The sequence below is a fragment of the Streptomyces sp. CRN 30 genome (assembly GCF_034105845.1).
Genome location: NZ_JAVRHI010000559.1, coordinates 1 through 11,256 on the forward strand (window position 1 = coordinate 1; position 11,256 = coordinate 11,256).

Consider the following 11,256-nt stretch of genomic DNA (forward strand, 5'->3'; position numbering starts at 1 on the left):
CTTTCCGATCCGATTTCCTCGGTGCTTTCCAGGTTCCCGCTTCCGCGTTTCCCTTTCCGGCGGTTCCGACTCTATCAGATCCTTTCGGGCCTGATTCCCAGTCAGAGTGGGCTGCCTTCCCGGCCGTTGGGCCGTTCCGACTGGTGAGACTTTAGCGGATTCCCGGCTCCCGAGCTAATCGGGGGCTGCGCCCTTTCGAACGCGGATTCCTCATTCTGCGAATACCCACGCCAATGACACGACGACAGATCGACTGATCGTCGAGAGTGGGTTGGTACCTGCGGAATGGCTGTCCGGGGACCGACCGGAGTCGGTGCTCACGTCGGACAACTCGGAGAACACTACGCACCGGCGTGGGGCGTGTCAACCTCCGCCCGGGGTGCATCCCGGAGGCGTACCGTGGATGCCGTGATGACGCGTACGTGCACCCAGCTGTGGTGGGCCGCCTGACGGCGGCCTCGTCACCCACGCACACGACGGCCGCCGCTTGGCGGCCGTTCTCGTATCTCCCTCCGGGAGGAGCCGGCCGGCGGGCACGCGGCTCGGGCCGGAGTTCAGAGGAGAGGGAGAACGAGATGACGCGGGTCTTCAGCGGGGTCAAGCCGACCGGGCATCTGACGCTGGGGAACTACCTGGGAGCCATGCGGCGGTGGGCGGCGGTGGACCAGCACCGCGCCGACGCGCTGTTCTGCATCGTCGACCTGCACGCACTGACCGTGGACCACGACCCGGCGCGGGTGCGCCGGCTCAGCCGGCAGGCCGCGACCCTGCTGCTGGCCGCCGGGCTGGACCCGGAGCTGTGCACCCTGTTCGTGCAGAGCCACGTGGACGAGCACACGCGGCTGTCGTACGTGCTGGAGTGCGTGGCCACGGACGGGGAGATGCGGCGCATGATCCAGTACAAGGAGAAGGCGGCACGCGAGCGAGGGCGCGGGGGGAGCGTGCGGCTGTCGCTGCTGACGTACCCCGCGTTGATGGCGGCGGACATCCTCGCGTACGGGACGGACGAGGTGCCGGTGGGTGAGGACCAGACGCAGCACGTGGAGCTCACCCGGGATCTGGCGGTGCGGTTCAACCAGCGGTACGGGCAGACGTTCGTGGTGCCTCGCGCGACGCATCCCGACGTGGCCACCCGGGTCATGAACCTGCAGGAGCCCACGTCGAAGATGGGGAAGAGCGACGACGTCGGGCCCGGGATCGTCTATCTGCTCGACGAGCCCGACGTGGTGCGGAAGAAGATCCTGCGGGCCGTGACCGACAGCGGGCGAGGGGTCGTGTACGACCGGGAGGAGCGTCCCGGGGTCGCCAATCTGCTGGAGATCCTCGCGGCCTGCGAGGGCGGGAGTCCTGAGGAGCTGGGCCGCGCCCACACGTCGTACGGCGCTCTGAAGAAGGCCGTGGCCGAGGCCGTGGTCGAGGTGCTGAGGCCCGTGCAGGAGAGGCACAAGGAGTTGTGCGCGGATCCGGCGTACGTGGAGGAGGTACTGCGGAAGGGTGCCGCACGGGCCCGGGAGACGGCGCGGCCGAGGGTGGACGCGGCCTGTGGGGCGATCGGGCTGCTGCCGGCCGGGTAGGAGCGGCCGGGAGAGACGGGTGTGCGGGGCGCCTCCGGCTCACCGGGGGCGCCCCGCCCGCGCTCAGCTGTTGCTGCCGCCGGAGGCGAGTGCGCGGCTGCGGTCGCGGGCCGCCTCCAGGGCCGCTATCAGGGCGGCCCGTACGCCGTGGTTCTCGAGTTCGCGGATGGCGCTGATGGTCGTGCCCGCCGGGGAGGTGACGTTCTCGCGGAGCTTGACGGGGTGCTCGCCGCTGTCGCGGAGCATGGTGGCAGCGCCGATGGCGGACTGGACGATGAGGTCGTGCGCCTTGTCGCGGGGCAGGCCGAGCAGGATGCCCGCGTCGGTCATCGCCTCGACCAGGTAGAAGAAGTACGCCGGGCCCGAGCCGGACAGGGCGGTGCACGCGTCCTGCTGGGTCTCGGGCACGCGCAGCGTCTTGCCGACGGCGCCGAAGATCTCCTCGGCGTGCGCCAGGTGCTCGGGGGTGGCGTGGGTGCCGGCGGAGATGACGGACATGGCCTCGTCGACGAGGGCGGGGGTGTTCGTCATGACGCGGACGACGGGCGTCCCCGGGGCGAGGCGCTCCTCGAAGAAGGAGGTGGGGATGCCCGCGGCGCCGCTGACGACCAGGCGGTCGGCGGGGGTGTGCGGGGCGAGCTCGTCGAGGAGGGCGGCCATGTCCTGCGGCTTGACCGTGAGGATGAGGGTGTCGGCTGTCTTGGCCGCCTTGTCGTTGCTGACCGGGGTGACGCCGTAGCGGGTGCGGAGCTCTTCGGCCCGCTCCGGGCGGCGAGCGGTGACCAGCAGGTCCCCTGGTGCCCAGCCGGCTCGGATCATGCCGCTGAGCAGGGCCTCGCCGATCTTTCCGGTACCGAGGACTGCGACTTTCTGGGTCATGGTGCGGGTGCCCTCCGAGGTTGCGTCGTCCTGGGGGCATCCTCGCATCCGGGGTGGGGCCGGGGGCGGGTTGTCCGCTGGGCGGGATGTACGGGGGCTCGCCTCAGGAACGGCGGCGGGAGGGGTTGCCCGCACGGCGGGTCGTGCGGCGTTCGTACCGGGCGCGGGCCTGTTCGTACTCCTCACGGTGCAGCTTCTCTCCCGGGGCCTCGGTGAGGGAGCGGAGGAAGTAGGCGAGGAGGGAGCCGAGGAAGCCGACGGTGAGGAGACCGCGGAGCGCGGCCCGGCGGTCGGGGTCGGGGCGCTCGCGGTAGCCGCCCCAGGTGTGGCCGAAGGCCAGCGCGCTGCACACGGCGAACACCACGACGACCAGGAGCGGGACGAAGCCGCCCAGGGCACCGAGCCGCAGGCCCTCGTGGGCGAGGCGCAGCACCAGGCAGGCGGCGGCGACCGTGAGGAGCGCGCCGGCCGGGACGGCCACGCGGCGGACCCGGTAGCCCCCGTCGTGGTGCAGCCACGTCGTCCCGAAGAAGCGGATGGGTTCGGGCCGGGGGCCCGCGGGCCGGGCCGGAGTGCCGTTGCCGTGTCGCTCGTCGCTCACCCGGCGATTATCGCTCCGGCCCGTACCGCGTCCACGGCCGGTGTGTGCACCGGTTCTCAGGTGCAGGGCGGAGCCACGTAGCCGTCGCTGCCCGTGTACACGTACGCGTCCGAGATGTACTGACCGGTCGCGATCATGTCCCAGACGTTCGATGTGCCGTACGGGCCGCTCACCCACGTGCCCGTGCGCTGGCAGCGGATCGACACGTTGGCGCCCGCCGGCAGGGTGCGCACGATGCCGTACTGCGTGCCCGGGCCGCTGCGGACGTTCACCCGGACGCCCGGCGCGACCGGGTAGGTGCGCGCCGCCGCCGTGGCCTGTTGTGCCATCGAGATGTTCTGTGCGGCTCCGATGTCGATGTTCTCCGTGGCCATGCAGGCCTCCCCGTTCGCCCCGTTACCCCATTGAATGGTTCACGCCAAATCTCTGCGGTGCGCGAAGGCTAGCAAGCCGCCGGGGCTCCGTACGAGGCATCGACTAGGCTCTGCGTTTCGCACACGCGGCCGGAAACGCGGGGGTGATGGATGCCGTCACAGCACAGCACCGGTACAGATCCGGAAGCGGAACCTCCGGGATATACCGGGCAGTACCGGCTGGAGGCGGAGCTCGGGTCCGGGGGCATGGGGGTCGTGCACCTGGCGCGCTCGCACTCCGGGCTGCGGCTCGCGGTCAAGGTCGTGCACGCCGCGTTCGCCCAGGATCCCGAGTTCCGGGGGCGGTTCCGGCAGGAGGTGGCGGCCGCGCGGCGGGTCAGCGGTGCCTTCACCGCGCCCGTGGTCGACGCCGACCCCGAGGCCGGGCGCCCCTGGATGGCGACCCTCTTCATCCCCGGCCCGACGCTCGCCGAGCACGTCAAGCGGAACGGCGCGCTGCCCGCGGCGCGACTGCGGCAGCTGATGGCGGGGCTCGCGGAGGCCCTGCGCGACATCCACCGGGCGGGCGTGGTCCACCGCGACCTCAAGCCGAGCAACGTGCTGCTGGCCGAGGACGGTCCCAAGGTCATCGATTTCGGCATCTCCCGGCCCTCCGACAGCGAACTGCGCACCGAGACCGGGAAGCTGATCGGCACGCCGCCGTTCATGGCTCCGGAGCAGTTCCGCAGGCCACGGGAGGTGGGACCGGCCGCCGACGTCTTCGCCCTCGGTTCCGTCATCGTGCACGCGGCGACCGGCAGCGGGCCCTTCGACTCCGACAGTCCGTATCTGGTGGCATATCAGGTCGTTCACGACGAGCCGGACTTGACAGGTCTGCCGGTGGAGCTGTCCGCGCTCGTCGCGCGCTGCCTGGCCAAGGAGCCCGAGGACCGGCCCACCCCGGACGAGGTGATGACGGAACTCCGGGCGGCGCGGGCCTCGTACGACACCCAGGCGTTCATACCCGAGCAGCGGGGTGCCGGCGGCGTCGGCGGGACGGGCCGGGGCAGCGAGGACGGTCCGCACGGCCCCGGCAGTCCGGCGGCGTCGGCGGATACGCACGCGCGCGCGATCTCTGCCGCGGCGCCCTCGGCCGCCGGATCGCCCTCCGCCGGTTCCTCGGCCGCCGGTCCGCCGGCCGCCGCGTCCTCGAAGACCGCCGCGGAGTCCTCGACCACCGCCGGCCGGCGTCTCCGGCTTCCCCGTCCGGCCCGTGGCCGTCGGCCGTGGTGGGCTCCCGCCGTCGCGCTCGCCGCGCTCACCGCCGCCGTCGGGGCGGTCGTGCTCGCCCCGGACGATGAGTCCCCCGTGGCCCAGGAGCCGCAGCCGTCGGCGAGTGCCTTCCGGCCCTGGGCCGTCACCGTGGGCGCGCGCGGCGCCGGAGCCACCGGGCTGCCCTGGTGCTCGTACACACCCGGAACGCTCCACTGCGCCCGCCCCGGGGTCCTGGCCGCGGCCGTGGACCCCGAGGACGGGAAGGTCCTGTGGTCGCGCGGCGGGAGCCGGCCGGACGACGGCACGACCCTCGCCCCCGTGCTCTCGGGCGGGCTCCTGCACGTCGTCGGCGCCGACGGGGACGGCCGCCGGCTCACCGCGCTGGAGCCGACGACCGGCCGGACCCGCTGGAGCCGTGCCATCCCGGCGGCCGACGGTCCCGTCACCCACGTCGGCGGTCTCGTCCTGCTCACCGGCGCCGACGCGACGGTCACCGCGCTGGACTCGGCCACCGGCGAGGAGAGGTGGCGGCGTGCGTTCCCCGGCCTGGGGCAGCCGTCGCCGAGCTTCCAGTCGTACGGTGACGGGCTCGCGTACGCGGTGGGCGCGGACGGTGCGGACACGCGGGTGACCGTGGTGGACCCGGAGACGGGGGACGTCCGCCGACAGCGGCGGCTGGAGGGGGCGCTGGGGCTGGTGGGCGCCCGCGACGGCACGCTCTGGTTCACCTCGACGGACCTGTACTCCGCCACGGACGCCGTCGTGCGGTACGACGTCGCGGACGACTCCGTGCGGCGGGTCGGCCTCCACTTCGCGCTGCCCGGGGCGCAGGCCGTCGTCGGTGGCGACACGGTCTACCTGCTGGCCGACGGGGGCACGCTGGCCGCCGTCGACACCCGGGCCGGGGCGCGGGAGGCGGAGCTGTGGCGGCTGGAGACGTCCGTCAGCCGTGCCTCGGCGCCCGTGGTGGCCGGGCAGCGGCTGTACTTCACGGCCGCGGACGGACGGCTCCTCGCCGTCGGCACCGCCCGGGGCAGGCTGCTGGGCCAGACGGAACCGCGCCTCGCCGAGGACCCGAGCGCGCTGATCGCCCAGATGCCGGCGCCGGTCACGGCCCGGGGGAAGGTGTACGCCGGGGCCCCCGACGGATCGCTGTTCGCCGTGGACGCCGGGGATCCGGCGAGCTGGTAGGCGCTCGGCGCGGACGCTCGGGTGTGTACGTGAGCGTCCGCGGCCGGATGCGTCCCGGGTCAGCCCAGCTTCGTCACGTCCCGCACCGCGCCCTTGTCGGCACTGGTCGCCATCGCGGCGTAGGCGCGCAGCGCGGCGGAGACCTTGCGGTCGCGGTCCTTCGGGGCGTACACGCCGTTCAGCGCCTGCTCGCGGCGGGCCAGCTCGGCGTCGTCCACGAGCAGCTCGATCGAGCGGTTCGGGATGTCGATGCGGATGCGGTCGCCGTCCTCCACCAGGGCGATCGTGCCGCCGGAGGCCGCCTCGGGGGAGGCGTGGCCGATGGAGAGGCCGGAGGTGCCGCCGGAGAAGCGGCCGTCCGTGACCAGTGCGCAGGTCTTGCCGAGGCCCCGGCCCTTGAGGAAGGACGTCGGGTAGAGCATCTCCTGCATGCCGGGGCCGCCCTTGGGGCCCTCGTAGCGAATGACGACGACGTCACCGTCGGTGATCCGCTTGTTGAGGATCTTCTCGACGGCCTCCTCCTGCGACTCGCAGACCACCGCCGGGCCCTCGAACGTCCAGATGGACTCGTCGACGCCGGCCGTCTTCACCACGCAGCCGTCGACTGCCAGGTTGCCCTTGAGGACCGCGAGGCCGCCGTCCTGGGAGTACGCGTGCTCCACGGAGCGGATGCAGCCGTTCTCGGCGTCCTCGTCCAGGGCCTCCCAGCGCTCGGACTGGGAGAAGGCCTCCGCGGAGCGGACGCAGCCGGGGGCCGCGTGCCACAGCTCGACCGCCTCCGCGGAGGGGGAGCCGCCGCGCACGTCCCACGTCTTCAGCCAGTCGGCGAGGGACGAGCTGTGGACGGAGTTCACGTCCTCGTTGAGGAGGCCGCCGCGGTACAGCTCGCCGAGGAGGGCGGGGATGCCGCCGGCGCGGTGCACGTCCTCCATGTAGTACGTGCGCGTCTTGGCGACGTTGGGGGCGACCTTGGCCAGGCAGGGCACGCGGCGGGAGACCTCGTTGATCTCCTCCAGGCCGAAGGGGACGCCCGCCTCCTGGGCGGCGGCCAGGAGGTGCAGGATCGTGTTGGTGGAGCCGCCCATCGCGATGTCGAGCGCCATGGCGTTCTCGAAGGCGGCGAAGGTGGCGATGTTGTGGGGCAGGACCGTGTCGTCGTCCTGCTCGTAGTAGCGGCGGGTGATGTCCATGACCGTGCGCGCCGCGTTCTCGTACAGCGCCTTGCGGGCGGTGTGCGTGGCGAGCAGCGAGCCGTTGCCGGGGAGGGAGAGGCCGATCGCCTCGGTCAGGCAGTTCATCGAGTTGGCGGTGAACATGCCGGAACAGCTGCCGCAGGTCGGACAGGCGTTCTCCTCGATACGGAGGATGTCCTCGTCCGAGATCTTGTCGTTCACGGCGTCGGAGATCGCGTCGACCAGGTCGAGGGTGCGGACCGTGCCGTCGACGAGGGTGGCGCGCCCGGCCTCCATGGGGCCGCCGGAGACGAAGACCGTGGGGATGTTCAGGCGGAGCGCCGCCATCAGCATGCCCGGGGTGATCTTGTCGCAGTTGGAGATGCAGATCAGAGCGTCGGCGCAGTGGGCCTCGACCATGTACTCGACGCTGTCGGCGATCAGGTCGCGGGAGGGCAGCGAGTAGAGCATGCCGCCGTGGCCCATCGCGATGCCGTCGTCGACCGCGATGGTGTTGAACTCGCGCGGGATGCCCCCGGCCGCAGTGATCGCCTCGCTGACGATCCGGCCGACCGGCTGGAGGTGGGTGTGGCCCGGCACGAACTCGGTGAAGGAGTTCGCGACCGCGATGATCGGCTTGCGGCCGATGTCCGCGCCCGGTACACCGGAGGCGCGCATAAGGGCGCGGGCGCCCGCCATGTTGCGGCCGTGGGTGACTGTGCGGGACCTCAGCTCGGGCATCGTCGTTCGCTCCTTCGGGGCGGTCACCGGCCCGTGCGGACCGGCACGTGTGACTGCCCCCGAGCGTACGCCCGTCATCCAGTGGGCGGACAGATGGTCCGGAATGCGGGATGTGCGTCACAGGCGCGGGACGCGGTCACCGGGGAGCGGGCGGCACCTTGGTGGCGGAGGCGAGGTGCAGCCGGGTGAAGGCGAGGGCCTCGGCGAGGTCGGCCTCCCGCTCGGCGCTGGACATCGCGCGGCGGGTGTTGACCTCGATGACCACGTGGCCGTCGAAGCCGCTGAGCGCGAGGCGCTCCAGCACCTCGGCGCAGGGCTGGGTGCCGCGGCCCGGCACCAGGTGCTCGTCCTTGTTGGAGCCGTTGCCGTCGGCGAGGTGGACGTGCCCGAGGCGGTCGCCCATGCGGTCGACCATCTGCAGGGCGTCCGTGCGGGCCGTGGACGTGTGGCTGAGATCGACCGTGAAGTGCCGGTAGTCGTCCTTGGTGACGTCCCAGTCGGGGGCGTAGGCGAGCATCTCGCGGTCGCGGTAGCGCCAGGGGTACATGTTCTCGACGGCGAACCGCACGTCCGTCTCGTCCGCCATCCGCCAGATTCCGGAGACGAAGTCGCGCGCGTACTGGCGCTGCCAGCGGAAGGGCGGGTGGACGACGACGGCACTGGCGCCGAGCTTCTCGGCGGCGGCCCGGGCCCGCTGGAGCTTGACCCAGGGGTCCGTGGACCACACGCGCTGGGTGATCAGCAGGCAGGGGGCGTGGATCGCCAGGACGGGGATCCCGTGATAGTCGGAGAGTCTGCGCAGCGCCTCGATGTCCTGGCTGACCGGGTCGGTCCACACCATGACCTCGACCCCGTCGTAACCGAGGCGCGCGGCGATCTCGAAGGCCGTCGCCGTCGACTCCGGATAGACGGAGGCCGTCGACAGGGCGACCTTCGCATCCGGGACGCGCACCGCTGGTTCTGCCACGAGGGACAGGGTACGGGGCCACGCTGCGCACCGGGAGCCGCTTCCTGTGGCACCGCTGTGGGGTACGGCGACCGGCCGTCGGCTGACCCGCGCGTACGGGCCCGCCGGGCGGTGCGGCCGCCCTGGCCGGGTGGCGGAAGTCACGCCGGCCGCGGGCGCCCGGGGACGTGCGGGGCGGGCGGCCGGGAGCGGACCTGCGGTACCGGCGGCACGACGGGGAGCGTCGGTGACACGGCGAGGAGCGGCGGCGGCACGACGGGCGGAAGCACCTGCGGCACCGGCGGCACCACGGGCGGAAGCGCCTGAGTGTGTCCCGGAGCGCGGCTAGGGGCGTACGGGTCCGGTGGCCTCGGCGTGCGCTCCCGGGCCGGGGCGTGACCTCGGCGTCCCGCGCCCCGGCCCTCGGGTGTCACACCACCGGCATGTGGTCCAGGCTGCGCAGGATGACGCCCTCGCGCAGGGCCCAGGGGCAGATCTCCAGCGCCTCCACGCCGAACAGCTCCATGGCGCCCTCGGCGACCAGGGCGCCCGCGAGGAGCTGGCCCGCACGGGCCACGGAGACGCCGGGCAGTTCGGCGCGCTCGGCGGCGGTCATCCCGGCGAGCCGGGGCACCCAGCTCTCCAGCGACTGGCGCTTGAGCTCGCGCTGCGCGTAGGGGCCGTCGGCGGAGCGCGCGGCACCGGTGAGCCGGGCCAGCTGCTTGAACGTCTTGGAGGTGGCGACCACGTGGTCGGGGGCGCCGAACCGGGTGAACTCCCCCACCGTCCGGGCGATCTCGGTGCGCACGTGCCGGCGGAGCGCCTTCACGTCGGCCGCGTCCGGGGGGTCCCCCGGCAGCCAGCCGGCCGTCAGCCGGCCCGCGCCCAGCGGCAGCGACACCGCGGTGTCCGGTTCCTCGTCGATGCCGTACGCGATCTCCAGGGACCCGCCGCCGATGTCGAGCACGAGCAGCTTGCCGGCCGACCAGCCGAACCAGCGGCGCACGGCCAGGAAGGTCAGCCGCGCCTCCTCCTCGCCGGTGAGGACCTGGAGCTCGACGCCGGTCTCGGCGCGCACGCGCGCGAGGACCTCGTCGGCGTTGCCGGCCTCCCGCACGGCGGAGGTGGCGAACGGCAGCAGGTCCTCGACGCCCTTGTCCTCCGCGGCCTGCAGCGCCTCCTTGATGACGCCGATCAGCCGCTCCACCCCCGGCTCGGATATCGCGCCGTCCCCGTCGAGGAGCTGGGCCAGCCGCAGCTCCACCTTGTACGAGTGCGCGGGCAGCGGGCACGCGCCCGGGTGCGCGTCCACCACCAGCAGATGCACCGTGTTCGAACCCACGTCGAGGACACCGAGTCTCATGTACGGAACGCTACTGCCCGGGGGTGCGCCGCCGGGCACCGGAGCGGTGGCGGGCGCCCTACCCTGGACGGGTGCCAAAGACGAAAAAGGCGAAGGACGAGAAGACGGCAAAGGTCGCGAAGGCGACGAAGGACGCCAAATACGTGGTGCGTTCTTCGCCGGCGCAGGCGAGGGCGGGGGCGGGAGCCACGGGGTCCACGGTGCCGGCGCGACCCGCTCCGGACTCGGACGAGCAGGGGCTCGACTTCGCGCGCGCGTGGGTGGAGTTCCCTGACCCGGCGGACGAGGAGCAGGTCTTCCGCTGCGATCTGACATGGCTGACCTCCCGCTGGAACTGTGTCTTCGGCAGCGGCTGCCAAGGCATCGCGGCGGGCCGCGCGGATGACGGCTGCTGCACCTTGGGTGCCCATTTCTCGGACGAGGACGACGAACAGCGCGTCGCCGGCTATGTGGCGCGGCTCACGCCGGACATCTGGCAGCACCACGACGTGGGCACCCGGTCCGGCTGGGTCTCGGAGGACGAGGACGGCGAGCGGCAGACGCGCCCGTACAAGGGTTCGTGCATCTTCCAGAACCGGCCCGGCTTCGCCGGTGGTGTGGGCTGCTCCCTGCACATCCTGGCGCTCAAGGAGGGCCGCGAGCCCCTGGAGACCAAGCCGGACGTGTGCTGGCAGCTGCCGGTGCGGCGGACGTACGAGTGGATCGACCGGCCCGACGACACGCGCGTCCTGCAGGTCTCCATCGGCGAGTACGACCGGCGCGGCTGGGGCCCGGGCGGCCACGACCTGCACTGGTGGTGCACGTCGGCGACCTCGGCGCACGGCGCGGGCGAGCCGGTGTACGTGTCCTACCGGCCGGAGCTGATCGAGCTGATGGGCAAGGCCGGGTACGACCGGCTGGCCGAGCTGTGCGAGGAGCGGCTGCGCTCGCGGCTGCCGCTGCTGGCGCCGCATCCGGCGGATCCGGTAGGCCCTGTCGCCCCGGCGGGCCCGGTGGACCCCGCGGCGGCCGAGCCGCGCTGAGGGCCCGGGTCACTGATCGCCGGCCGGGCTCGGGGCCCCGTCGCCGGGCTGCGGGGCCGGTCCGCCGGGGTCCGCGGTGGCCGTGGCCGAGGGGGTCGGTGCCGGGTCTGGCGGGTTCGTGCCGCCGGGTGTGGGCTCG

At 73.0% G+C, this 11,256-nt stretch carries 9 protein-coding genes; 3 read left to right on the forward strand and 6 right to left on the reverse strand.

Annotated elements, in window-relative coordinates:
• The first annotated feature begins 575 nt into the window (after positions 1–575).
• Positions 576–1,574 (forward strand): tryptophan--tRNA ligase, encoded by a 999-nt coding sequence (trpS, locus tag UW392_RS65010; RefSeq protein WP_320784897.1) that lies wholly within the window; start codon positions 576–578, stop codon positions 1,572–1,574.
• A gap of 63 nt (positions 1,575–1,637) precedes the next feature.
• Here the strand turns inward: trpS and proC are convergent, their stop codons facing one another.
• The 3 genes from proC to UW392_RS65025 all read right to left on the reverse strand — a co-directional run bounded on the left by proC (position 1,638) and on the right by UW392_RS65025 (position 3,428).
• A complete protein-coding gene (proC, locus tag UW392_RS65015) occupies positions 1,638–2,453 on the reverse strand; it encodes a pyrroline-5-carboxylate reductase (protein ID WP_320784898.1) in 816 nt (271 codons plus the stop codon).
• A 103-nt stretch (positions 2,454–2,556) separates the two neighbouring features.
• The gene (locus tag UW392_RS65020; RefSeq protein ID WP_320784899.1) at positions 2,557–3,054 is read right to left on the reverse strand and encodes an EamA/RhaT family transporter; all 498 of its coding nucleotides are present in this window, start codon (positions 3,052–3,054) and stop codon (positions 2,557–2,559) included.
• Positions 3,055–3,110: 56 nt separating this feature from the next.
• Positions 3,111–3,428 (reverse strand): SH3 domain-containing protein, encoded by a 318-nt coding sequence (locus UW392_RS65025; protein WP_320784900.1) that lies wholly within the window; start codon positions 3,426–3,428, stop codon positions 3,111–3,113.
• Positions 3,429–3,578: 150 nt separating this feature from the next.
• Here UW392_RS65025 and UW392_RS65030 point away from each other — a divergent pair, with 150 nt between their 5' ends.
• Positions 3,579–5,873, forward strand: coding sequence for a serine/threonine-protein kinase (locus tag UW392_RS65030; RefSeq protein WP_320784901.1), 2,295 nt, complete (start codon positions 3,579–3,581; stop codon positions 5,871–5,873).
• A 59-nt stretch (positions 5,874–5,932) separates the two neighbouring features.
• Here the strand turns inward: UW392_RS65030 and ilvD are convergent, their stop codons facing one another.
• From ilvD to UW392_RS65045, 3 genes are all read right to left on the reverse strand, one after another.
• Positions 5,933–7,786, reverse strand: coding sequence for a dihydroxy-acid dehydratase (gene ilvD / locus UW392_RS65035; protein ID WP_320784902.1), 1,854 nt, complete (start codon positions 7,784–7,786; stop codon positions 5,933–5,935).
• A 136-nt stretch (positions 7,787–7,922) separates the two neighbouring features.
• A complete protein-coding gene (locus tag UW392_RS65040) occupies positions 7,923–8,753 on the reverse strand; it encodes a sugar phosphate isomerase/epimerase (RefSeq protein WP_320784903.1) in 831 nt (276 codons plus the stop codon).
• Positions 8,754–9,162: 409 nt separating this feature from the next.
• Positions 9,163–10,095 (reverse strand): Ppx/GppA phosphatase family protein, encoded by a 933-nt coding sequence (locus tag UW392_RS65045; protein WP_320784904.1) that lies wholly within the window; start codon positions 10,093–10,095, stop codon positions 9,163–9,165.
• Positions 10,096–10,166: 71 nt separating this feature from the next.
• On the opposite strand from UW392_RS65045, the gene UW392_RS65050 reads away from it, so the two are divergent.
• Positions 10,167–11,117 (forward strand): hypothetical protein, encoded by a 951-nt coding sequence (locus UW392_RS65050; protein WP_320784905.1) that lies wholly within the window; start codon positions 10,167–10,169, stop codon positions 11,115–11,117.
• The last annotated feature ends 139 nt before the right edge of the window (positions 11,118–11,256 follow it).

Excerpts from the sequence above, each read along its gene's own strand:
- trpS (WP_320784897.1), top strand. The coding sequence starts at position 576 with ATGACGCGGGTCTTCAGCGGGGTCAAGCCGACCGGGCATCTGACGCTG.
- proC (WP_320784898.1), bottom strand. The coding sequence starts at position 2,453 with ATGACCCAGAAAGTCGCAGTCCTCGGTACCGGAAAGATCGGCGAGGCC.
- UW392_RS65025 (WP_320784900.1), bottom strand. The coding sequence starts at position 3,428 with ATGGCCACGGAGAACATCGACATCGGAGCCGCACAGAACATCTCGATG.
- UW392_RS65030 (WP_320784901.1), top strand. The coding sequence starts at position 3,579 with ATGCCGTCACAGCACAGCACCGGTACAGATCCGGAAGCGGAACCTCCG.
- ilvD (WP_320784902.1), bottom strand. The coding sequence starts at position 7,786 with ATGCCCGAGCTGAGGTCCCGCACAGTCACCCACGGCCGCAACATGGCG.
- UW392_RS65045 (WP_320784904.1), bottom strand. The coding sequence starts at position 10,095 with ATGAGACTCGGTGTCCTCGACGTGGGTTCGAACACGGTGCATCTGCTG.